Source organism: Ensifer sp. ENS06, assembly GCF_014852205.1.
GTDB lineage: Bacteria > Pseudomonadota > Alphaproteobacteria > Rhizobiales > Rhizobiaceae > Ensifer > Ensifer adhaerens.
In genome coordinates, this window is record NZ_JACVBC010000002.1 from 732,783 (window position 1) to 754,848 (window position 22,066).

The 22,066-nt window shown below is 63.7% G+C and carries 18 protein-coding genes and 1 other RNA gene; 3 read left to right on the forward strand and 16 right to left on the reverse strand.

Annotation, left to right across the window (positions count from 1 at the left end; all coding sequences use genetic code 11):
• The 14 genes from ftsW to IB279_RS12850 form a co-directional block, all read right to left on the reverse strand.
• Positions 1 to 1,155, reverse strand: coding sequence for a putative lipid II flippase FtsW (ftsW, locus tag IB279_RS12785; protein ID WP_034792447.1), 1,155 nt, complete (start codon positions 1,153 to 1,155; stop codon positions 1 to 3).
• Between the two features lie 96 nt (positions 1,156 to 1,251).
• Positions 1,252 to 2,643, reverse strand: a complete 1,392-nt coding sequence (murD, locus tag IB279_RS12790; protein ID WP_192339233.1) for a UDP-N-acetylmuramoyl-L-alanine--D-glutamate ligase — start codon at positions 2,641 to 2,643, stop codon at positions 1,252 to 1,254.
• A gap of 7 nt (positions 2,644 to 2,650) precedes the next feature.
• On the reverse strand, positions 2,651 to 3,751 hold the full coding sequence (gene mraY, locus IB279_RS12795) for a phospho-N-acetylmuramoyl-pentapeptide-transferase (RefSeq protein ID WP_034792441.1): 1,101 nt from the start codon (positions 3,749 to 3,751) through the stop codon (positions 2,651 to 2,653).
• Between the two features lie 231 nt (positions 3,752 to 3,982).
• Positions 3,983 to 5,437, reverse strand: a complete 1,455-nt coding sequence (locus IB279_RS12800) for a UDP-N-acetylmuramoylalanyl-D-glutamyl-2,6-diaminopimelate--D-alanyl-D-alanine ligase (protein ID WP_112771107.1) — start codon at positions 5,435 to 5,437, stop codon at positions 3,983 to 3,985.
• Position 5,438: 1 nt separating this feature from the next.
• Positions 5,439 to 6,902 carry a UDP-N-acetylmuramoyl-L-alanyl-D-glutamate--2,6-diaminopimelate ligase gene (locus IB279_RS12805; protein ID WP_060528867.1) on the reverse strand — a complete coding sequence of 488 codons (1,464 nt, stop codon included), beginning with the start codon at positions 6,900 to 6,902 and terminating at the stop codon, positions 5,439 to 5,441.
• Between the two features lie 66 nt (positions 6,903 to 6,968).
• Positions 6,969 to 8,717 carry a penicillin-binding protein 2 gene (locus tag IB279_RS12810; protein ID WP_060582686.1) on the reverse strand — a complete coding sequence of 583 codons (1,749 nt, stop codon included), beginning with the start codon at positions 8,715 to 8,717 and terminating at the stop codon, positions 6,969 to 6,971.
• Positions 8,717 to 9,100, reverse strand: a complete 384-nt coding sequence (locus IB279_RS12815) for a hypothetical protein (protein ID WP_034792423.1) — start codon at positions 9,098 to 9,100, stop codon at positions 8,717 to 8,719. The genes IB279_RS12810 and IB279_RS12815 overlap by 1 nt, the downstream gene beginning before the upstream one ends.
• Before the next feature lie 6 nt (positions 9,101 to 9,106).
• Positions 9,107 to 10,132, reverse strand: coding sequence for a 16S rRNA (cytosine(1402)-N(4))-methyltransferase RsmH (gene rsmH, locus IB279_RS12820; RefSeq protein WP_060515925.1), 1,026 nt, complete (start codon positions 10,130 to 10,132; stop codon positions 9,107 to 9,109).
• Positions 10,133 to 10,146: 14 nt separating this feature from the next.
• A complete protein-coding gene (gene mraZ, locus IB279_RS12825; RefSeq protein WP_060515924.1) occupies positions 10,147 to 10,587 on the reverse strand; it encodes a division/cell wall cluster transcriptional repressor MraZ in 441 nt (146 codons plus the stop codon).
• A gap of 578 nt (positions 10,588 to 11,165) precedes the next feature.
• An RNA gene (rnpB, locus tag IB279_RS12830) (RNase P RNA component class A) lies at positions 11,166 to 11,565 on the reverse strand.
• Positions 11,566 to 11,671: 106 nt separating this feature from the next.
• Positions 11,672 to 12,862 carry an FAD-binding oxidoreductase gene (locus IB279_RS12835; RefSeq protein ID WP_112771108.1) on the reverse strand — a complete coding sequence of 397 codons (1,191 nt, stop codon included), beginning with the start codon at positions 12,860 to 12,862 and terminating at the stop codon, positions 11,672 to 11,674.
• A 290-nt stretch (positions 12,863 to 13,152) separates the two neighbouring features.
• Positions 13,153 to 13,680, reverse strand: a complete 528-nt coding sequence (locus IB279_RS12840) for a lytic transglycosylase domain-containing protein (protein ID WP_034792405.1) — start codon at positions 13,678 to 13,680, stop codon at positions 13,153 to 13,155.
• A 223-nt stretch (positions 13,681 to 13,903) separates the two neighbouring features.
• Positions 13,904 to 14,668 (reverse strand): N-acetylmuramoyl-L-alanine amidase, encoded by a 765-nt coding sequence (locus tag IB279_RS12845; RefSeq protein ID WP_112771109.1) that lies wholly within the window; start codon positions 14,666 to 14,668, stop codon positions 13,904 to 13,906.
• The gene (locus IB279_RS12850) at positions 14,665 to 15,372 is read right to left on the reverse strand and encodes a DnaJ family molecular chaperone (protein ID WP_034792391.1); all 708 of its coding nucleotides are present in this window, start codon (positions 15,370 to 15,372) and stop codon (positions 14,665 to 14,667) included. Before IB279_RS12850 ends, IB279_RS12845 begins: the two co-directional genes overlap by 4 nt.
• Before the next feature lie 430 nt (positions 15,373 to 15,802).
• On the opposite strand from IB279_RS12850, the gene IB279_RS12855 reads away from it, so the two are divergent.
• The 3 genes from IB279_RS12855 to IB279_RS12865 all read left to right on the forward strand — a co-directional run bounded on the left by IB279_RS12855 (position 15,803) and on the right by IB279_RS12865 (position 18,935).
• Complete coding sequence (locus IB279_RS12855) at positions 15,803 to 17,020, forward strand: pyrophosphate--fructose-6-phosphate 1-phosphotransferase (RefSeq protein WP_192339234.1); 1,218 nt, start codon at positions 15,803 to 15,805, stop codon at positions 17,018 to 17,020.
• A gap of 128 nt (positions 17,021 to 17,148) precedes the next feature.
• Positions 17,149 to 17,784, forward strand: coding sequence for a LysE family translocator (locus IB279_RS12860; RefSeq protein ID WP_034792388.1), 636 nt, complete (start codon positions 17,149 to 17,151; stop codon positions 17,782 to 17,784).
• 116 nt (positions 17,785 to 17,900) lie between these two features.
• The gene (locus IB279_RS12865; RefSeq protein ID WP_034792386.1) at positions 17,901 to 18,935 is read left to right on the forward strand and encodes a lytic transglycosylase domain-containing protein; all 1,035 of its coding nucleotides are present in this window, start codon (positions 17,901 to 17,903) and stop codon (positions 18,933 to 18,935) included.
• 68 nt (positions 18,936 to 19,003) lie between these two features.
• Here the strand turns inward: IB279_RS12865 and IB279_RS12870 are convergent, their stop codons facing one another.
• Together IB279_RS12870 and IB279_RS12875 are read right to left on the reverse strand one after the other, a co-directional pair.
• Positions 19,004 to 20,356, reverse strand: a complete 1,353-nt coding sequence (locus IB279_RS12870) for a serine hydrolase (RefSeq protein WP_112771111.1) — start codon at positions 20,354 to 20,356, stop codon at positions 19,004 to 19,006.
• Positions 20,357 to 20,485: 129 nt separating this feature from the next.
• Entirely contained in the window at positions 20,486 to 22,045 is a 1,560-nt protein-coding gene (locus tag IB279_RS12875) for an EAL domain-containing protein (RefSeq protein ID WP_112771112.1), read from the reverse strand.
• Positions 22,046 to 22,066: the final 21 nt, after the last annotated feature.

Sequence of the window (22,066 nt, forward strand, 5' to 3'; positions counted from 1 at the left end):
TTACTCCGCCGGCACGCCAATGCCGGACCGAAACAGGCTGCGCTCCACGGCGCGCTTCTCCGGGCGGTGACGGGTCAAGGCCAGGATGAAGCCGGCAGTGACGCAGATCGCCACCATGGACGAGCCACCATAGGAGATCAGCGGCAGGGTCATGCCCTTGGCCGGAAGCAGTTCGAGGTTCACGCCGATGTTGATCATCGACTGGATGCCGATCTGGAGCACCAGGCCGGCAACGGCGAACCGGTTGAAGTCGTTGCGTTCGCGGAAGGCATGGTTGAGGCCGCGCATCACCAGGAAGGCGAAGATCAGCACGATGACCATGCAGAAGACGATGCCGAATTCCTCGGCGGCAACGGAAAAGACGAAGTCGGTATGGCTGTCCGGGATGATGCGCTTGACGATGCCTTCGCCCGGGCCCCGGCCGAACCAGTCGCCGCGGATGATCGCCTCGCGGGCGGTATCCATCTGGAAGGTGTCGCCTTCGCCCGTCAGGAACTTGTCGATACGCGCGGCCACGTGCGGCAGCAACGTATAGGCGACGAAGAAGCCGCCGAGGGCCGCACCGCCAAGCAGGATGATCCAGAGCCAGGGCATGCCGGCCATGAAGAACATTCCGCCCCAGACGGCGGTGGTCAGGATCGTCTGGCCGAGGTCGGGCTGAGCGACAAGCAGGGCCGCGACGATGCCGAAGAGCAGGATGGCAAAGAGATTACCGGGGATTTCCGGCTGGCGCGCATGTTCGGAAAACAGCCAGGCACAGACGACGACGAAGGCAGGTTTCATGAACTCCGACGGCTGGATCGAAATCCCACCGAGCGAAATCCAGCGCATCGAGCCCTTCACCTCTTCGCCGATGAAGAGCACCAGCACCATCATGCCGAGCGAACCGGCAAGAAGCAGAATCGCCGCGCGCCGGACCTGGCGCGGCGAGAGGAAGGAAATCCCCACCATCACCACCAGCGACGGCAGAAGGAAGAGTGCGTGGCGCCGGACGAAGTGGAAGCTGTCGAGGCCGATGCGCTCGGCGACGGCAGGGCTTGCGGCGAAGGACAGCATGAAGCCGACGCCCATCAACAGGATGAAGGTCGCCAGAAAGAACCTGTCGATCGTCCAGAACCAGTCGGCCACGGGGCCACGTTCGGCTCGGCTTACCATCTTGTCAGTCCCCTTCTCCGGCGCCCATCGCGCCCACGTCCGAAATCCCGCACCACCTTCCGCATCGACCGGCACGCATGCGCGCCGGCCGAGGGATCAAATCAGCATCGTCACGCCTTCGATCGCGCGCACATGTCCGACGAAGGCATCACCGCGTACCTCGAAGTTCTTATACTGGTCGAAGCTTGCGCAAGCCGGTGAGAGCATCACCGCCGAGCCGCCCGTCTCGTCCCTGCCGGCATCGGCCGCGGCATGCGCTACCGCCTGCTCCAGCGTGCCCGAGATCTCATAGGGAACCGCTTCGCCAAGCGTCGCGGCGAAAGCCGGTGCGGCCTCGCCGATCAGATAGGCCTTGGCGATCTTCGGGAAGAAGGGTGCAAGCGTCGTGATGCCCCCTTCCTTCGGCAGACCGCCGGCGATCCAGTAGATGCGGTCATAGCTCGAAAGCGCCGGCGCCGCCGCATCCGCATTGGTCGCCTTGCTGTCATTGACGAAGACCACCGTACCCTTGCGGCCGACCGGCTGCATGCGGTGCTTGAGACCGGGGAAGCTCTTCAGGCCTGCGTGGATTTCCGCCGCGCTGACGCCAACCGCAAGGCAGGCCGCGATGGCCGCGGCTGCGTTCTGGGCGTTGTGACCGCCGCGCAGCGTCTGGATGCCGTCGAGATCGACGAACAGGCCGGAAGCGCCACCTTCAGCCTTCAGGATGCGCGGGCCCTCGGCATAGAGGCCGCTTGCCAGCACATGGCGACGGGAGATCCGCACGGTCCTGGCGCCGGCGCGCTCGACGCGATCGGCGATCAGCGCCGAGAAGCTGTCGTCGACACCGACGATTGCCGTGCCGCTACCGGCGACCAGCCGTTCCTTGATGTCGGCGTAATGCTGCATCGTGCCGTGGCGATCGAGATGATCGGGTGTCAGGTTGAGCAGTATGCCTGCCGTCGGGTTCAGCGTCGGCGCCAGATCGATCTGGTAGGACGAGCACTCGACCACGTAGAAGCGCCCGGCCTTCGGAGGATCAAGCGTCAGCACCGCGGTGCCGATATTGCCGCCGAGCTGCGTGTCTCGGCCGCTTTCTTTGAGGATATGTGCGATCAGCGCCGTCGTCGTCGATTTGCCGTTGGTGCCGGTTATCGCGATGAAGGCGCAATCGGGCGCATGCGCCCGGCGTTCGCGCACGAAAAGTTCGACGTCGCCGATGATCTCGACACCAGCCGCATGGGCGAGATCCACGGTCCAGTGCGGCTTGGGATGCGTAAGCGGCACGCCGGGCGAAAGCACGAAGGCGGCAAAGGCCGCCCAGTCGACGGTGCGCAGGTCCGCCGTCGGCACGCCTGCGGCCGAAGCCTTGGCGACGCTATCCGGGTTGTCGTCCCATGCGGTAACCTCGGCACCACCGGCGACGAGCGCCTGCGCGGTCGCAAGGCCCGAACCGCCGAGACCGAAGAGAGCGACTTTCCTGCCCTTGAAGGAAGTGACCGGGATCATCGTCCGCTCACCGCAGCTTGAGGGTGGAGAGGCCAACCATCGCCAGGATGACGGCGATGATCCAGAATCGGATCACGACCTGGCTCTCGGTCCAGCCCTTCTTTTCGAAGTGGTGGTGGATCGGCGCCATCAGGAAGACGCGGCGGCCGGTGCGCTTGAACCAGAAGACCTGGATGATGACCGACAGCGTCTCCATGACGAAGAGGCCGCCGATGATGATCATGACGATCTCGTGCTTGACGGCAACGGCTACGGTGCCAATCAGGCCGCCAAGCGCCAGCGACCCGGTGTCGCCCATGAAGATTGCGGCCGGCGGTGCGTTGAACCAGAGGAAGCCGAGGCCGGCGCCGATGACAGCGCCGAGGATGACGGCAAGCTCGCCCGTACCGGGCACGAAATGGATCTGCAGATAGTTGGCGAAGACGGCGTTACCCGCGAGATACGCGATCAGGCCGAAGGCGGCAGCGGCGATCATCACAGGCACGATCGCAAGACCGTCGAGACCGTCGGTCAGGTTCACGGCATTGCCGGCGCCGACGATGACGAAGCCACCGAACAGCACGAAGAAATAGCCGAGATTGACGATCAGGTCCTTGAAGAAGGGGAAAGTGACGGAGGAGCCGAAAGTGGAGCCGGACGGACCGCCCGAAAGCGAGGCCTGCATCATGAAGAACACGGCGATCGCCGCGATCACGAATTCGATGCCGAGGCGTGCCTTTCCGGAAAAACCCTTGTCCGACTGCTTCGTAACCTTGAGGTAATCATCATAGAAGCCAATGGCGCCGAAGCCGAGCGTGACGAGCAGCGTCGAGACCACGTAGACGCTCGACAGATCGGCCCACAGCAGCGACGAGACGACGATGCCGGCCAGGATCATCAGGCCGCCCATGGTCGGCGTGCCGGCCTTCTTGAAATGCGTCTGCGGCCCGTCGGCGCGGATCGGCTGGCCCTTGCCCTGGCGGATGCGCAGCGAGGCGATCATCGCGGGCCCGAAGAGGAAGACGATCATGGCCGACGTGAAGAGCGCCGCGCCGGTGCGGAACGTGATGTAGCGAAAAAGATTGAAAAACTGAAAGTGGTCCGCCAGTTCCACAAGCCAAATGAGCATAAGGGACCTTTCCCCAAAGGTTTCCTGCACAATGATGCAGCAGTTTAAAGTGTTACAGCGAAGCTTTCCCGCCCCGGGAGACGCGGCGCCGTAGTATTTCGAAACACGTCCAACAGAATCATCTGAAAAACGATACGCGCTTGCATGCGAAAGTGTTAGGGCGCGCCGCCTAACCTCAAACTGTATCCACCGCGCCATCATGGGCGGTTCCGCCGGCTTTTATTACGCCGGCTATCCCTCGGCTTCGGTTCCCTCGGCCCCGTATTCCTCGGCTTGCGTCTCCGGATAGCTCTCGATCAGCGCCTGCACGATCTTGGCGCAGCCGGTCCCCTTGGACGACTTGACCATGACAACGTCGCCCGGCGCGACAGCGGCCAGCGCATAGGCTTTGAGGTCCTCAACACTCTCGCGATAGATCACCGAAACTTCGGGCGGAAGCGCGTCGCGCAGGTGCGCCATCAGCGGTCCGGCGAGCCAGACATCGGTAATACCGGCTTCGATGAGCGGACGGGCAAGGGCCGCATGCACCTCGGCCGCGTGCTCGCCCATTTCGAGCATGTCGCCGAGCACGGCGACACGACGGCCGCCGACCGGCGGCTCGCTGTCGCGCAGCAGCGAAATTGCCGCCCGCATCGAGCTCGGATTGGCGTTGTAACTCTCGTCGATCAGCTTCAGCGTACCGCCGCCGATCGAAAGCGTGTGGCGCCGGCCCCTGCCCGTTTCGGCCTGCATAGTTGCGAGCGCCGAAGCCGCATAGTCGAGATCGCCGCCAGCAAGCTTCACCGCTGCCAGAACCGCAACGGCATTCTCGGCGATGTGACGCCCGGGGGCACCGATCGCGACTTCCAACGTGCGACCGCCGATGCCGGCCCAGAGAATGGAACCCTCCGCACCGCCGCTGAATTCAACCAGCCGGAATTCGGCCTTCGGGTTGGCGCCGAAGGAATGGATGTGGCTGACGCCGGCCGCTGACGCGGCGTCTTCAAGCAGCTTGTACTGCGGGCTGTCGTGAATGATCAGCGCGTGGCCGCCATTGACGACGCCTTCGAAGATCTCGGCCTTGGCTTCGGCGATCTGGTCGAGGCTCTCGAAATTGCCAAGATGGGCGGCAGCGATGCTGGTGACGATGGCCACATGCGGGCGCACCATGGCGGTCAGCGGCCGGATCTCGCCCGGATGGTTCATGCCGATTTCGAAGACGCCGAAATCGGTTGCCTCGGGCATGCGCGCAAGCGTCAGCGGCACGCCCCAGTGATTGTTGAAGGAGGCGACCGACGCATGCACGCGGCCCTGCGGCTGAAGCACGTGGCGCAGCATCTCCTTGGTGGTCGTCTTGCCGACCGAACCGGTGACGGCGATGATCTTGGCGGCACTGCGGTCGCGCGCCGCACAGCCGAGCCGGATCATCGCTTCGAGCACGTCGTCGACGACGATCATCGGCGCATTCAGCCGTCCGAGCGCCGGCAGCTTGCCTTCGCTGACGACCAGCACCGCGGCGCCATTGGCGAGCGCGATCCCCGCATAGTCGTGGCCATCCACGCGATCACCCTTGATCGCGAAGAAGGCTTCGCCCTTGCCGATCGAGCGGCTGTCGATGGAGATCCCCGAGATGCCTTCAGGCAGATTGCCGACCGGCCGGCCATTCATGGCGGCCAGGAGATCGCTGCTTGTCCAGAGCCAGTTCAAATCACAAGCCTCCCAATGCCTTGCGGACCTCCGCGTGATCCGAGAAGGGCAACGTGACGGAGCCGATCGTCTGCCCCTCCTCGTGCCCCTTGCCGGCGACGATCAGCGTGTCGCCGGTCTTCAGCATGCCGACCGCCGTGCGGATCGCCGTGGCGCGGTCGCCGATTTCGATGGCGCCCCTGGCCGCCGCCATGATTTCGGCGCGGATCACATCGGGCACTTCCGAGCGCGGATTGTCGTCGGTCACGATCGTCACGTCGGCAAGCCGGGTGGCGATCTCGCCCATGATCGGGCGCTTACCCTTGTCGCGGTCGCCGCCGCAGCCGAACACCACGACGACGCGGCCGGTCGTGAACGGCCGCACCGAGGCGAGCACGTTTTCCAGCGCATCCGGCTTGTGGGCGTAATCGACATAGGCGAGCGCGCCGTCCCTGGTCTGGCCGACCAGTTCAAGACGACCGGAGGCCCCCTGCAGCTTTTCAAGCGCGGAGAAGGCAGCCTTGGCGCTGATGCCGGTGGACATGGCAAGGCCGGCCGCCACGAGCGCATTGGCCACCTGGAAGTCGCCGGCAAGCGGAATGTGGATCTCGAAGATGTCGTCGCCGACATGCACTTCGGCCGACTGCTTGTGGCGGAAGTGCTCGACCCGCTTCAGCGAAATGTAATCGCCCTTGCGGCCGACCGTTCGCACGTCGAGCTTGGCCTTGCGGGCAGCGGCGATCGCCTGGTCCGACCATTGGTCGTCGGCAAAAATCACTGCGGGCGCGCCCTTCGGCAACAGCGCCTCGAACAGCCGCATCTTGGAGGCCATGTAGTGCTCCACCGTCGGGTGGTAGTCCATGTGATCGCGGCCGAGATTGGTGAAGGCGGCAGCCGACAGGCGCACGCCGTCGAGCCGGCTCTGGTCGAGGCCGTGGCTGGAGGCCTCCATCGCCGCATGGGTGACGCCGGCATCGGCAAGTTCGGCGAGCAGCTTGTGCAGCGACACCGGATCGGGCGTCGTCAGCGAGCCGTAATCGTTACGCCCGGGTGCGACGACGCCGGTCGTGCCGATCATCGCGGCTGCAAGACCGGAATGCGCCCAGACCTGGCGGGTGAAGGAGGCGACCGAGGTCTTGCCAGCGGTGCCGGTGACGGCGACCATGGTTTCCGGCTGGCGGCCATAGAAGGCAGCGGCAGCGCGGGCGAGAAAGGCGCGAGGTTCGGAAAGCTTCAGGACCGGCGCTGCCGAAGTGTCGACGTCTGAGCCAGCTTCGGTGACGACGGCGACCGCGCCGCGCTTCAGGGCATCGGCGACATAGGCGCTGCCATTGGCCTTGCTGCCGGAAACGGCGACGAAGAGATCCCCTGGCTGAACCTGCCGGCTATCGGCCGTCAGTCCGGCAACGTCGATATCGGCGGCAGCGCCGCTCAGTTGCGCCGAAAGTTCCGGGAAGCTCGATCCCGCCAGGTCTTTGATCTTCATGAACGCACGTCTCGCATCGATTTCGATCCGCAAGAATCGCGAATCGTCCGCTTTCTCATTTCATGTCTAATAAGACACAAGCAAGGCAGAACCGTCTTCTCCAAACTTTGGTTCGACACCGAGCAGCGGCGCAGAGCGGCTTATGATGTCGCGAACCATGGGAGCCGCGTTCGAGCCTGCGGTGCGCCCGCCACCCTCGCCGGTCTTCGGCGCGTCGATGAAGGTCAGCACGATGTATTTCGGGTTGTCGATCGGGAAGGCCGCGAGGAAGGCGTTGAAGTTCTGGTCGCTGGCATAGCGGCCGTTGACCACCTTGTCGGCCGTGCCGGTCTTGCCGCCGACGTTGAAGCCCGGCACCAGTGCGCGCTTGCCGGAGCCTGCAATGCCGTTCCAGCGAAGCAGGAAGCGCATGTCGTCGCTGGTGCTCTTCTTGACCACCGGTGTGGAGACGGCGTCGGCCTGCTCCTCGGTGCGCGGCAGGAAGGTCGGTTCGATCAGCTTGCCGCCGTTGACGAGTGCAGCACCCGCGACCGCCGTCTGCAGCGGCGTCGTCGAGACGCCGTGACCGAAGGAGATGGTGACCGAGTTGATCTTCTTCCATTCGCGCGGCTGCGTCGGGGATTTCACTTCCGGCAGTTCGGTCGGCAGCTTCGAAAGCAGGCCGAGGCGCGTCAGGAATTCCTTGTGGCCGGGAATGCCGACGAGATCGGCAATCTTCGCGGTGCCGATGTTCGACGAATACTGGAAGATTTCCGGGACAGTCAGCACGCGGCGCTTGCCGTGGAAGTCCTTGATGGTGAAGCCGCCGATACGGATCGGCGCCGAGGCGTCAAAGCTGTCGTTGAGCGTCACCTTGCCGGAATCGAGGCCCATGGCGATGGTGAAGGTCTTGAAGGTGGAGCCCATTTCGAACGTGCCGTTCGACATGCGGTTCATCCAGCCCTCTTCCGCCCCTTCGGCCGGTTTGTTCGGGTCGTAGTCGGGAACGGACGCCATTGCCAGCACTTCGCCAGTATGCACGTCGAGCACGACGGCGCCGGCGGCGAGCGCCTGGTAGTTCTTCATGCCGGCGTCGATGACGTCGCGCACGATGTTCTGCACGCGCACGTCGATCGAAAGCTTCACCGGCTCGAGCTTGGCGTCGCTGGTCATGCCGATCGCGGCAAGGTCGGCCAGCCCCTGGCTGTCGATGTAGCGCTCCATGCCGGCAACGCCGCGGTTGTCGATGTTGACGTGGCCGAGGATGTGCGCGGCGGTGTGGCCGCCGGGATAGAAGCGGCGCTTTTCCGGGCGGAAGCCGACGCCGGGAATGCCGAGCGCCAGGATCTCCGACTGCTGCTTCGGGGTCAGCTGCCGGCGCAGCCACTGGAAGCGCGATTTCGACTTCAGCTTGTTGTAGATTTCGCGGGCGTTGATGTCGGGCAGCACCGTCGACAGCCGCTCGACCGCTTCGTCGGCATCGACGATCTTGTGCGGCTCGGCATAGAGCGAGACGGTGCGGATGTCGGTCGCGAGGATCTCGCCGTTGCGGTCGAGAATGTCGGGGCGCGACGCCATCAGGTTGTCGGCCCGGCCGATGCTGGAAACGGTTTCGGGTGCCGCCATGCCGTATTGCACCAGGCGGCCGCCGATGACGGCATAGACGATGCCGAAGCTGGCGATCACGATGGCGACGCGGTTCTTCGCCTGGTTCGTGGTCTTCTTGCGCGTCCCCTGGAAGGTGACGTTGACGCCGCTTTCAGCCGGTCGGTTGTTGCCGCCCGCCGAGAAGTGCGCCTTGCTTTTCAACACCATGATGCGGGAGAGAAACGACATCAGCGCGCCACCGAGCCAGTTGCGATCTTATCGGTCTTTTCGATGATGGCGGCGATGCCATCCTTGGCCGACTTGTCCTCGGGCACGGGCAGATCGGCCTTCAGCATCGGCAGTTCCTGCGGCTGGGCGAGCTGTGTCGAGGGGGTCGGCACGAGTTGCAGGTCGGCTCCGAAGGCACCGACGAGGCGCTCCAGGCGGTTCGGTTGGGTCAGAAGCGCCCAGTCGGCCCGCAGCAGGTCGATCGTGTCTTCCTCGAGCTTGATCGCCACGTCGAGCTTGCGGACTTCCTCAAGCTTGTTTTCGGCGCGGTGCTTGATCGTATAGGTCACCGTGGCCGCGGCCGTCATGACGACGATCAGAACGATATCGAACGTTCGAAGCATGTCTTGTCAGCCCCCCAGCCGTGCAAGGCTTGCCAGTTCCGGCAGATTGAAAATGGACAGATCGTTTCCCGGCGACGCGGCTTGCGTGCGGATACCGGCGCGAAGCTTGGCAGAGCGGGCGCGCGGATTGAGGGACGCTTCTTCCTCGCTGGCTGCCACCATAGGCTTGCCAACTGGCGTGAAGGTTGCGGCACGCGCGGACACCATCGGCAGGTGACGCGAGCCGCTGGCCTTGCCGGAGCGGTCCTGGAAGAAGGCCTTGACGATGCGGTCTTCGAGCGAATGGAAGGTGACGACGACAAGACGGCCGCCGGGCTTCAGCGCTCGCTCGGCCGCAAACAGCGCCTCTGCCAGTTCGCCGAGCTCGTCGTTGACGAAGATGCGCAGCGCCTGGAAGACGCGGGTGGCGGGGTGGATCTTGTCCTTGGCCTTGCGCGGCGTCACCACCTCGATCAGGCCGGCAAGATCGCGGGTCGTTTCGAAGGGCTGTTCGGCCCGGCGCTTCTCGATCGCACGCGCGATGCGGCCGGCCTGCTTCTCTTCACCGAGAAAGCCGAAGATGCGGATGAGATCAGAGACCTTGGCGCGATTGACGACATCGGCCGCCGAAACGCCCGAAGCCGACATGCGCATGTCGAGCGGCCCCTTCTTCTGGAAGGAGAAGCCGCGCTCGGCCTCGTCGATCTGCATGGAGGAAACGCCGATGTCGAGCACGACGCCATCGAGCCCGCCTTCGGGCGCATGGGCAGCAAGATCGGAGAACTGTGCATGAACGAGCTTCAGCCGGCCGCCCCACTCGGCGACCTGCGCCTGCCCTGCGGCAATCGCCGTCGGGTCGCGATCGAGCGCGATCACGTCGGCACCTGCCTTGAGGATTGCGGAGCTGTAGCCACCGGCACCGAAGGTGCCATCGAGGATGACCTTGCCGGGCGCAGGCTCGAGAGCCGCAAGCACCTCGGGCAAGAGAACGGGAATGTGACGAACCGGTCCGCCTTCGGCTTCAGAAACACCTCCGCCTTGATCCGTCACCATTCCCTCTCTCCATTCTATTCTGGACGCAACCCCCGTGACTTGCGCCCCTCCCGGGCCGCCGCCTGCGCCTTTTGAAAGGCCTGCGGCTCCCAGAGCTGAAAATAATCGCCCCGCCCGACGAACATCACGTCGGTCGAGATGCCGGTGAAGTCGCGGATAAAATCCGTCATCATCAGCCGACCTTCCGGATCGAGCTTCACAAAGACGCCACCCCCGTGAACCAGCAGCGACATCTCGTTGGCTTCCGGAGAAAATGGATCCTCGGCCGCCATCTGCCTCTCGAACCGATCCAGGAGCTCCGGCCCGCCGACGCTGATCGCCGGAAAGACGAAATCCTGAAAACAGTATAGCTCCCGAACGCCCCCATCCGACAGCACGGAGCGAAACGCCGAGGGAACAGAGACCCGCCCCTTCGCATCGATCCGATTGGTGGCATGTGACAAGAAGCGGTTCATAACGCGAAACGGCCGCCCAAGACTGACGGGCCACGATCATCGACCCGCGAGAACACGTCACTCCGCACGCAAGACCGCCCCGCCGAACAGTGGAATGTCCGACCACCCTCCGAAGCCGGAAGGCATTGGAATCTTGCGATATTGGGCCGCGAAGCAGCCCCTGCGCAGTGCCATTATGGGATATCATGGGACCATATGGGCGTCAATGGGAATGGATCATAAACAGCCGTCGGGCTGATCAAATATTGATAGGTTGTTAAGTTTAACGAAGGGTTACGAAGAGACCCCCACTGTGCGGGAATGCGACGGTCGAACGGCTTCAAATCGTTGAAAAATCAGAATGTGAGAAAAAGCGCAGAAACACCGTTGCGCAGAGGCGCTTGCGCGTCATCGCAAGAGAAGAATGCACGGCGGCAACGACACAACCGCCTAAACCTGCACCGCTGCCGGCCGCAAAAATGGCATGCGGATCAGCCCGATTTGCAAGGCGCGATCCGCGCGCGCTGAACCGTGCGGCCCGCCCACAAAGAAAGAAAGAAAGAAAGAGAGAGAGAGAGAGAGAGAGAGAGAGAGAGAAAATTGCCAGTTGGCCTGTAAGCCGGGTTCTGTATGGCCCCGCCACCCGAAGGCAACGGAACGTGGCAGCCATTCATCTGGGACTACGTTTGCACGCAGCCTCTTGCAACCCACCCGGATGACTGGCCCGGAAACAGGCTGGGCGCTTGCGCGTCCGCGTCATCCCTATTCGGTCTTGCTCCCGGTGGGGTTTGCCGTGCCGTCCATGTCGCCATGTCCGCGGTGGGCTCTTACCCCACCCTTTCACCCTTACTCCGCAAGCGGAGCGGTTTGCTTTCTGTGGCACTTTCCCTGAGGTCACCCTCGCCGGACGTTATCCGGCACCGTGCTTCCGTGGAGCCCGGACTTTCCTCCCCCCGCGGCCTTTCGGCACTTGCGGAGAGCGGCTGCCCAGCCAACTGGCAGGCGCTCCTTAACGCAAGCCCCCGCCCGGCGCCAGAAAAAACGGCAGTGTTTTTCAAGCTGCCAACAGGGCAGATCGGCCGAGACCGGGTGGATGCCGCCGCACCTAGCGAAAGGCGACCGCGAAGTCGGCGTCGTATTCGGGTTCATCGATCCGGCCATTTTGCACAAGGACAGCGCCGAGCCTGCCGATCTCGTCGGAGCTTTTTGCCGCCTGGCCGTTGCCGCCGGTGACGACGGCGATGCGGTCGCCCTCGGCAAAGCCGATATAGGGCAGCCCGTCGCGGGTAAACGAGGTGACACAGGGTGAAAAGCGGGTGGAAACCGGCCGGAAATCAGGCATCACCTCGGCCAGCAGCCGATGCAGATGCTCGGCCGCCGCGGCACCGCCCGGCCCGCGGAACCAGTGCCGTATCGCCGGCTCGTCACCCAGGATCCTGTCGGTCGGATCGCCGCCGATCTTGATATAGGTCCTGCCGTCGGCATAGCCGACCGGCGGCAGCAGGTAGTAGCTCTTCTCCTGCTCGGGCGCTGCACCGATCAGCGAGGGCATGCCCTCGAAGTCAGGCAGCTCGCTCGCCGCCACCTCCGCGAACAGCACCGTGCGAGCCTTGACCGTCAAGTCGATCGGCCGCGGCAGCAGTTTGTCGGACAGGGAAAATCCGCCGGCCGCAACGATGACCCGGCCCGCTTCCAGGCGCATGCCCGAGACCGTCGTGACGACAACGCGATCGTCCGCTTCGGAGACGGCGCCGACCTCGTCGCGCACGATCCGTGCGCCGGCCTTCTCGGCACAGATGACCTGCGCCGCAACGAGCGCGCGTGGATTGATGTAGCCGGCGCCAAGGCGCTCATAAACGCCGGCCGTGCCCTCGGGAAAACGGAACCAGGGAAAGCGCCGCGACAGCGCCTCGCTGTCATAGAGCGGCGCTTCGACGCCGAGCGCATCCCGCGCCTTTTCCACCTGCTCGATATAGTCGTAGCTCGAGCCCGGCGCTGGCCCCGCCATCAGGCAGCCGACCTCGTGATAAAACCGGATGCCGCTTTCGCGTTCGATCTCGTCGTAGCGCTCGATCGAGCGACGGGCGAGACGCGCCCAGACGGGGTCGTCGTCGATCGTGCGGGTGATGCGGGCATTGTCGTAGTGGCTGGAAAAGACGCCGGAATGACTGGCCCAGTCGGTCGGCTCGTCAGGACCGACGAGCGCGACGCCAGCACCCGAGAGCGCCAGGTGCCGGGCAGCCGCAGCGCCCATCATGCCCTTGCCGACGACAATGAAATCAAAGCTTTCCGACATGCTCATCCCCGCTCTACTGACACGGAAGGAGGTAGCATATCGGTGCTCTTAGGGCACCACCACTCAAGGATTTAATTGGTGCGCCGGAACGCGAGACCTGTCCGGCTGGAGCATCCGCCATTGCCGCGTGGCCGGCGGACGATGCTCTCTCGTCGCGTGGGCAAATGGATCACCCACGCCTGTCAGGCACTAGAGCATTCCGCCCTCAGGTGGAAACACCGAGGCGGCCAGATGCTCTAGAATAGGGATGCCAAGGCGCCCCTCGTGCGTTCGCTGGAACCCACGGCGTTCTAGTCGATGATGTCCTGGACCTTGCCGCAATAGCGCTTGGAAACCGGGTTCATGCGCTTGGCGCCATGGCCGGCATTGTACTTGAGGATCGTGCCGCAGGTGGTGCCGCCCGAAAGTTCATGCGCCATGGCGAGATACTTCATGCCGAACTTGATGTTGGTTTCCGGGTCGTAGAGACCCTTGGAGGAGCCCGAATAGCCCATCATGCGCGCCGTGGCGGGCTTGATCTGCATCAGGCCGATCTCGCCGGCGCTGCCGCGTGCCTTCGGATTGAAGTTGCTTTCGACCTTGACGACCGCATGCGCCAGATCGACGGGAACGCCGTACTGCTTCGCATAGCTCTTGATCAGGGCCGTATACTGAACGTTCTGCGGAAGGTCCGGTTTCGGGAAGCCTGTGGTCCGGGTGACGGTCGGGATGGAAGAGGTCTTGATGGTCTTGTCGACATTCCCCGCATACGACGTACCCATCCCGGCGAAGAACATGCCAAGGCATGCCGCCACCGCAGCAACAGACGATATTCTCATGTAGTTTGAATTCTCCGGTCTGGGGATTGGACCGAAGCGCACCCCGCTTCGAGCCTCACGTCCCGATCGTTTCATTCACAGGACGTGAGCGTTGCGCCCCGAAGTTCCTGCAGTTTCAATGAGCGGGAAATGAACGGCGCATCATGGTAAACATGTGGCAAAGCTAAAAAAACATGCCACGAACATCCGGAAAACAGGCTTCGGGACGAAAAATTCTTCCGCGTCAGGCGATAAATTGCGGCAGCCCGGAAAGCAGGCGATGGAGCGTATCGAGGGTTGAGATGTCGGCGATGCCGTCTACCCTCTGTTGCCGGAAATGCCTTTGGAACGCGGCGACCGCGCCCTCGGTTTTTTCGCAGAAATCACCAGTCACTTCAATGCCGTAGCCATAGAGCGACAGCATCGACTGGATGGCCTCTACCGGCTGACCGCGGTCGCCGCGCTGAAAGAAGCGCCCGCCGCCGATCGGAGCCGGCTCAACCCAGTGCCCGACCCCTTCGCGGTGAAGAACATGCCAGGGAAATTTTTCTCCCGGATCAACCTTGCGAATGGGGGCGATATCGCTGTGCGCCAGCACCCTTTCCGGGGCGATCGACCACCGCTGGCCACAGTCCCGACACAATTCGACGACCGCATCGATCTGCTTCTTCGGGAAATCCGGCAACCCGCCGGGGTGGCCCGGGTTGGCGATCTCGATACCGATCGAACAGGAGTTGATGTCGGTCTCGCCCTTCCAGTAGCTCTTGCCCGCGTGCCAGGCACGCAGCGTCTCATGCACAAGCTGGTCGACGCGTCCGTCCTCATGAACGAAATAATGGCTGGAAACCTGGCTCTCTTCGCGACACAGCCATTCGAGCGCCGAAGCGCCCGTCGCCATGCCGGTGTAGTGCAGCACGATCATATCCGGTGCCCGCCTGTCGGCGCGGTCGCCAAAATTGGGCGACGGCATGAAGCGAGCCCCCGGATAGTCGCAGTATTTCGAAGTCATGCAGCTCGGCGTTCTTTCTCGATCGCCTCATAGGCGGCGTTCAGCGCCGCCATGCGATCATTGGCGATCGCGTGGAATTCTTGCGGTACGCCGCGCGCCACCAGCATATCCGGGTGGTTTTCGGAAACCAGCACACGGTAGCGCTTGCGGATGTCGGCGAAATCATCCTTACGCGAAACGCCGAGCACCTGATAGGGGTCGCGACCGTCTCCGTGCACATGGCGGGCCATGATGAGCTCGAAATGCGCCTCGTCCATGCCGAAGATCTCGGCGACCCGCACCAGGAACGCCAGTTCGCGCTCATGAACTGCACCGTCGGACTTGGCGATGTGGAACAGGCCGTCGACGATATCCTCGAGGATCGGGCAGTTTTCTTCGCAGGACGAACACAGCGACGCCATCTTCTCCGCATAGGCCTCGTAGCCGGCGACGTCCTGGCGCGCCAGATTATAGAGACGCGCGACGTTCTGCGCCTGGTCGGGCGGGAACTGGAAGATGTCGCGGAAGGCGGCGACCTCGGCCTCGCTGACGATGCCGTCGGCCTTGGCCATCTTGGCCGAAAGCGCGATCATCGCGACGGAGAAGGCAACCTTGCGCCGTGTCTCCGGGTCGCCCTCAAACAGGGTACGCACGGCCTCGACCACACCGGCAAGCGCATTGCCGGTGGCGGTAACGATTTTGAGGAGGCTGTCCCAGAATGACATGCGAGAATCCCTGTCTCTCCAGCGTATAGCATGGACTTGTGTGGTGGCAAATTGCAAGCGGTGGGACGGTCCGAACCACGAGGATGACGAATTTGTGATGGCACCTCACTATTGTCAATCCATCGATTGGAACTTGCGACAGCTGGTAGACGGAAAGCTGTTCCCTTGGGAACAACCTAGCGATCCGAAGCGGCGAATTTATGCCGAAAAACACGCCAAATGCACCGGCCGCGAAGGCCGCTCCGCCCGATTGCGCTCCTCCGGCTGCGACAATCGGCTCGACACCGAGCCCGCCCCGCGTTTCCGACGGCGCCCAGCAGCCGTTCTCGCGCAGCCTCGACACAACATCCACAGGCCCGTCATTTAAATTCCATCTGATTTGCGCTATGGAGGCCGCACCCATCGCATGCCAAAGTCCCGAGGAGGAAACATGGCCAAGAAAAAAGTCGCAATGCTGACGGCCGGCGGGCTCGCGCCCTGTCTGTCATCGGCCGTTGGAGGACTGATCGAGCGCTATACGGACGTAGCACCCGAATATGAGCTGGCCGCATATCGCTCGGGCTACCAGGGCGTACTCCTTGGAGACCAGATCGAAATTACGCGCGACATGCGCGAAAAGGCCCATATTCTGCATCGCCATGGCGGCTCGCCGATCGGCAACAGCCGCGTCAAGCTCACCAACGCGGCCGACTGCGTTAAGCGCGGCCTGGTCAAGGAGGGCGAAAACCCGCTGCGTGTCGCAGCCGAGCGCCTTGCCAAGGACGGCATTTCGATCCTGCACACCATCGGCGGCGACGACACCAACACGACCGCTGCCGACCTTGCCGCCTATCTCGGCGCCAACGGCTACGACCTGACCGTGGTCGGCCTGCCGAAGACCGTCGACAACGACGTCGTTCCGATCCGCCAGACGCTCGGCGCCTGGACGGCTGCCGAATACGGCGCCCGCTTCTTCGACAATGTCAGCAACGAACAGAGTGCCGCCCCGCGCACGCTCGTCGTCCATGAAGTCATGGGCCGCCATAGCGGCTGGCTGACGGCGGCCACCGCCCGCTCCTATATCCAGATGACCGACGACAAGGAATTCGTCGACGGCTTCATGATGAACCGCCAGATGAAGAACATCGACGGCCTCTATCTGCCGGAGATGAAGTTCGACCTGCAGGGCGAAGCCGATCGCCTGCGCAAGGTTATGGACCGCACCGGCTTCGTGACGCTGTTCGTCAGTGAAGGCGCCTGCCTCGACGCCATCGTCGCCGAGCGGGAAGCAGCCGGCGAGACCATCAAGCGTGATGCCTTCGGCCACGTGAAGATCGACACGATCAATGTCGGCAACTGGTTCTCCAAGCAGTTTGCAGCCCTTCTCGGCGCCGAACGCTCGATGGTGCAGAAATCTGGCTACTACGCCCGCTCGGCCCCGGCCAACGGCGACGACCTGCGCCTGATCCAGGGCATGGTCGACCTTGCCGTCGAAAGCGCCCTCAACAAGGTCTCGGGCGTCACCGGTCACGACGAAGACCAGGGCGGCAAGCTGCGCACCATCGAATTCCCGCGCATCAAGGGCGGCAAGCAGTTCGATACCTCCACCAGGTGGTTCGGCGAGGTGATGGATGTCATCGGCCAGAAGTGGAAGGCCCAGAAGCACTGACCGACACTTGCCGGCGGGTGGATATGCCACCCGCCGACAACGCTTGATTAGACGTTGACGGCTCCGCGTTTCCGTGGCTGGCTCGGCGAATTGATTGCCGAACACCACCTTCAGCGCGGAGCTTTTTCATGTCGTTCGAACACTGGTTTGCCTTTGCCGCGGCCTCGGCCGTGCTGCTCGCCATCCCCGGCCCCACCATTCTCCTCGTCATTTCCTACGCGCTCGGCCATGGCCGCAAGACGGCGGGCGCGACGGTCGCCGGTGTGGCGCTCGGCGATTTCACCGCCATGACCGCCTCCATGCTCGGCCTCGGCGCCCTGCTTGCCACCTCTGCCGCCATCTTCACCGTCTTGAAATGGGTGGGCGCTGCCTATCTTATCTGGCTCGGCATCAAGCTCTGGCGCGCGCCGGTGGCCGCCGGCGGCGACGCCGACCTCGAGACCACGTCGACGGAACGCCCACTTCGCATCTTCTTTCATACCTATGCGGTGACTGCACTGAACCCGAAGAGCATCGTCTTCTTCGTCGCCTTCCTGCCGCAGTTCCTCGATCTCAGCCAGCCGCTCTTTACCCAGATGGCGATTTTCGAGCTGACGTTCCTCACGCTCGCGATCCTCAATGCCAGCCTCTATGCAGCCCTTGCGACCGCCGCCCGCAGCACGATTTCCAAGCCGAATGTGCGGCGGATCGTCAACCGCGCCGGCGGCTCCATGCTGATCGGCGCCGGGCTTTTGACGGCCACGATGAAGCGGGCCACGGCCTGAAATTCGACCCCACGCTTGCCGCCGCCAGCCTCATAGGTTAATGGAGATTCACGCTTGGCGGCTGGCAACCGCTGATTTGCAGGGGCTACGGGGCCCAGAAGCACGAAAGTGACAGAATGGCGAATTACCGTATTTCCCTTTCCAAACAGACGTTTGGCGTGGCAGCTTTGTTGTCGGCGACCATCGTCTCGGGATGCTCAACGGTAGAGCACACGTCGCTGGCAGACCTCACGGCCGTGCAGACGGTTACGCCCCTCGCAAAGCCCGGCACCGAAATGACCGCCTATGCACTGCCGACGCCCGACGGCGCCGCTACCGCAACGAGCGCGGCCTTGACGGCTCAGACCGCTGGCGTCGCCGCCACCTATCCGGTCGCGACCGATCTGGCACAGGGTGCGGAAGCAGCACCCGCACTGGTCGCGGTCCCCGCGGCCAAGCCTGGCGACACCATGGCGCTTGCCATGGTTGCCCCGACGACGCAGACCGGTGCCAGCGCGGCGATTGCCGCAGCGGAAGCCCCCTCGCCCGCCGACTCCACTCAGGTGGCATCCGCCGCCCTCTCGCCGGCGGCAACCAAGACCGCTCGCGTCCAGGATCTGCCGGTCTCGACGCTCGCAGTTGCAGCAGCAATGGAATCGGACTTCGACACCGGCGAACCGGTCGGCCTCGAAACTCTGGTCGCCAACCGCATGATCGTTCCGACCGAGCGCCCGAAGACCGGCGTCATCGGCTCGACGGTGGCCGCAGTCGCCAACGTCATCCCGGATTCGATGAAGTTCACCAAGACGCCGACGAGCTCGCGTCCCGAACTCGACAAGATGATCAAGTACTATGCCGATCTCAACGGCATTCCGGTGGAACTGGTGCACCGCGTCGTCAAGCGCGAGAGCAACTACAATCCGCGCGCCTACAGCAAGGGCAATTACGGCCTGATGCAGATCCGCTACAACACCGCCAAGGGTCTCGGCTATGACGGTCCGGCGGAAGGTCTGTTCGACGCGGAAACCAACCTCAAATACGCGACCAAGTATCTGCATGGCGCCTGGATGGTGGCCGACAACCAGCATGACAGCGCAGTCAAGCTCTATGCCAGCGGCTATTACTATCACGCCAAGCGCAAGGGCCTGCTCGAAGAGCTCGGCATGAAGTAAGCCGGCCACCCCGGCTGGCCCGAAGCGAAGCTGCTTCTCGATGGTTCAGGAATCCCCTTACGAGGCGCTCAATCGAGCGCCTCTATTACTTTGGCGTTGAGCTTCTGCACGTCATAGCCGAGCCGCGAAGGCGTAAGCCCCAGCCGCACGACCGCCAGCTTCAACGAAGGCACCAGCATGATCGCCTGGCCGTCATGCCCGAGCATCCAGAAGGCATCCGCCGGGAAACTGCCCGTTCCCGCCCGCACGCCGTTTTCCTCCAGCCATACCTGGCCCTGGCCGTATTTGCCGCCCGATGCCTTGGTCGGCGTGCGCATGAAGGCGACATAGTCCTTCGGTAGCATCGCCCTCCCCTTCCAGACACCGTCCTGCAGCAGGAGCTGCGCGAACCGCGCCCAGTCCTGCGTCGTCGCATACATGTAGGAGGAACCGACGAAGGTGCCGCTCTCGTCCGTCTCCAGGACGGCGCTCGTCATGCCGAGCGGCGCAAACAAAGCGTCATAGGGAAAGGCAAGCGCTGCCGTCGGATCGTCGAAGGTGCGCATCCAGATCCGCGACAACAGCGTGCTGGTGCCGCTGGAATAGCTGAAGTTCGTGCCGGGCTTTGCACCCAACGTCCGCGTCGCGGCAAAACCCGCCATGTCCCTTTCCAGATAGAGCATGCGCGTCACGTCGGTGACGGCGCCATAATTCTCGTTGAAGGCAAGTCCGCTCTGCATCCCCATCAGGTCGGCAAGCGTGATGCCCGCCCGCTCGTCCCCGGCCCATTCCGGCAGCAGGTCGCCCTGCGACACGTCCATGCGCCCTTCTGCAATCCTGAGGCCAATCAGCGCCGCCGTCACCGACTTGGTCATCGACCAGCCGAGCAACGGCGTCGAACGGTCGAAACGCTGGCCATAGGTTTCCGCCACCAGTTGGCCGTCGTGGATCACGGCGATCGCCCGCATGCCCGGCCCGGCGAGGTCAGCGTCCTCGACGAGCTTCTGCAAGGTCGGCTCGATCACAGCCCCCTCGCCTTCGGGCCAGGCCACACCCGGCACGGGCGCTGAAGCGGCGGTTTTCGTTTCGATCGGTGCCAGAGCCGCGGCATCGCCGTCCGGCAGGCTGGCGCAGCCGGCACCCGGACGATAGGCCGCGTAACCGGGTGCGGCAAAACCGAGGATGCGCGCCGTCACCAGCTGTTTCTCTTTGTCGACATCGACGCGCACCAGCTTGAGCAACGGATGGCCGGGGGCCTGCACGTCGTCGGCGAGCACAGCCTGGGCATCGCGCCCGGCGATGAAGACGTTGGAACAGACGATTTTTGCCGCATAGCCGTCGCCGACCTTCAGCAGTTCCGGCGGCGCCAGCGCAAGCCAACCGAACAGACCGACGACGATCAGCGCCAGCACGGCACCCGAAATCTTCAACAAACGTCCCATGCGATCCTCCGGCCTGATGCGCAAAGAGAACCAGCATTTTGCTGCAAGGGAAAGCCCCGGCCGCCTCAACTTTTCATATTGGAAAAACGCACAAGCAGTCGAAAAAGGTGCAGCGCTTCGAGCTCTCGCTCACGCACTCGCAGAGAGGCGCGCCTCTCCCGCTTCGCCGTCGCCGACGAGCACCGACACGTCGGCCATAACAGGCGAAACCCAGGGACCGCGGATCTCGGCAGCGCCACAGGCCCGCGCGCAATCCGCCTCGCTCTCCTTCTCGACACCGCTGACGGCGATCGAAAGCCGCAGCACCTGTCCGGTCTTGATCAGGCAGGCGAGCAACGCCACGCTGCGTTCGCTGCCATGTGCGGCCCGCACGGCGGCGAGATCGACGGTCACCTGGTCGGGCTGCACGTCGGAGATCTGGTTCAGGGGCAGCGACGAGGCGGAGCCGCCGCCAAGCGCGACGCGAACGCCGAGCGCGCGCAGCCCCCGCAAGTTTTCGGTGACGATGACGAGATCGTCCGTCGAGACGCCCTCGGCGACCTCGATCGTCAGGCGTTCCGGCGAAAGGCCAGCATCCGAAAGGCACCGCTCCACCTGCGTGACGAAATCGCGGTCGCGCAGTTGCGAGACGAAGGGCGCAATCGTCAGCCCTTTCGGGAAAGACCAGCCGGCCGCCTGCCTGCAGGCGGACTGAAGCGCCCAGGCGGCAAGCGCCAGCGTAGTCGCGCTCTGCTCCGGCGGCTCGAACGTTTCCGCGCCGATGACGCCGAGATGCGGATGCCGCCAGCGCAGCAGCGCCTGGAACCCACCGATGGAGCCGCTTTCGATGCCGAGGATCGGCAAGAATGCGAGAAAGAACTCCTCTGCCTCGAAACCGCGCGTAAGATCGCGCTCGGCTTCCGCCCGCTGCCGCACGGCATGGCTCAGGGTTTCCGAGTGGAAGGCATGACTGTTGCCGCTGATCGCCTTGGCTTCGTAAAGTGCCAGGTCCGCCCTTTTCAACACGTCCGATGTCGATTTGTCCGACCGCTCGATGAAGGCGATGCCGATGCTGCAGCCTGAAGCGATGCGCGTTTCCCCGAGATCGAACGGCGCTTCGAACAGCTTTTCCACCCGCGTTGCGAGCATTTCCGCATCGGCTTGAGACGGCGCGCACGCGGCCGCAAGCACGAACTCGTCACCGCCGAGGCGGTAGACCGTCGCCTCGCCGGCAAAGGCACGCCTGAGCCGGGCGCCGAACAGAGCCAGCAACCGGTCGCCGGCGTCATGTCCCAGCGTGTCGTTGATCACCTTGAAGCGATCGAGATCGAGAAGAAGCAAGGCGTTGCGCGCAAACGCGGCACCTTCTGCGCTGAGTGCCTGGCTGATATCGGCCTCGAGCGCAGCGCGGTTTGCAAGCCCAGTCAGCTTGTCGCGATGGACTTCGTTGCGCAGGCGACGCTCGGCGCGCCGCGCGGCACGCAGCTCCAGCTCAAGCCGGCGCGAGTAGCGCCAGCGATAGAAGGAGCCGCCGAGGATGAAAGGCATGGCGCCGGCCGCCATAACGGCAGGGACGTCCCAATGCGGCGCCATCTGGTCGGGAAGAGCGGTTCCGCTGGCAAGCCACGCCGCAGAAACCAGAGCCCCCAATGCCGCGCCGGCAGCCGCAAATCGCTGCTCGGGCTTCGGCAGAAACGTACCTAACATCATGTCGACGCCCCCCGTATGTAA

Coding starts and splice junctions, on each gene's coding strand:
- IB279_RS12865 (WP_034792386.1), top strand. CDS start 17,901: ATGGCGAATTACCGTATTTCCCTTTCCAAACAGACGTTTGGCGTGGCA.
- IB279_RS12855 (WP_192339234.1), top strand. CDS start 15,803: ATGGCCAAGAAAAAAGTCGCAATGCTGACGGCCGGCGGGCTCGCGCCC.
- murD (WP_192339233.1), bottom strand. CDS start 2,643: ATGATCCCGGTCACTTCCTTCAAGGGCAGGAAAGTCGCTCTCTTCGGT.
- IB279_RS12805 (WP_060528867.1), bottom strand. CDS start 6,902: ATGAAGATCAAAGACCTGGCGGGATCGAGCTTCCCGGAACTTTCGGCG.
- IB279_RS12860 (WP_034792388.1), top strand. CDS start 17,149: ATGTCGTTCGAACACTGGTTTGCCTTTGCCGCGGCCTCGGCCGTGCTG.
- IB279_RS12845 (WP_112771109.1), bottom strand. CDS start 14,668: ATGACTTCGAAATACTGCGACTATCCGGGGGCTCGCTTCATGCCGTCG.
- IB279_RS12875 (WP_112771112.1), bottom strand. CDS start 22,045: ATGATGTTAGGTACGTTTCTGCCGAAGCCCGAGCAGCGATTTGCGGCT.
- IB279_RS12870 (WP_112771111.1), bottom strand. CDS start 20,356: ATGGGACGTTTGTTGAAGATTTCGGGTGCCGTGCTGGCGCTGATCGTC.
- mraZ (WP_060515924.1), bottom strand. CDS start 10,587: ATGAACCGCTTCTTGTCACATGCCACCAATCGGATCGATGCGAAGGGG.
- ftsW (WP_034792447.1), bottom strand. CDS start 1,155: ATGGTAAGCCGAGCCGAACGTGGCCCCGTGGCCGACTGGTTCTGGACG.
- IB279_RS12850 (WP_034792391.1), bottom strand. CDS start 15,372: ATGTCATTCTGGGACAGCCTCCTCAAAATCGTTACCGCCACCGGCAAT.
- IB279_RS12835 (WP_112771108.1), bottom strand. CDS start 12,862: ATGTCGGAAAGCTTTGATTTCATTGTCGTCGGCAAGGGCATGATGGGC.
- IB279_RS12810 (WP_060582686.1), bottom strand. CDS start 8,717: ATGTCGTTTCTCTCCCGCATCATGGTGTTGAAAAGCAAGGCGCACTTC.
- rsmH (WP_060515925.1), bottom strand. CDS start 10,132: ATGGTGACGGATCAAGGCGGAGGTGTTTCTGAAGCCGAAGGCGGACCG.
- mraY (WP_034792441.1), bottom strand. CDS start 3,751: ATGCTCATTTGGCTTGTGGAACTGGCGGACCACTTTCAGTTTTTCAAT.
- IB279_RS12840 (WP_034792405.1), bottom strand. CDS start 13,680: ATGAGAATATCGTCTGTTGCTGCGGTGGCGGCATGCCTTGGCATGTTC.
- IB279_RS12815 (WP_034792423.1), bottom strand. CDS start 9,100: ATGCTTCGAACGTTCGATATCGTTCTGATCGTCGTCATGACGGCCGCG.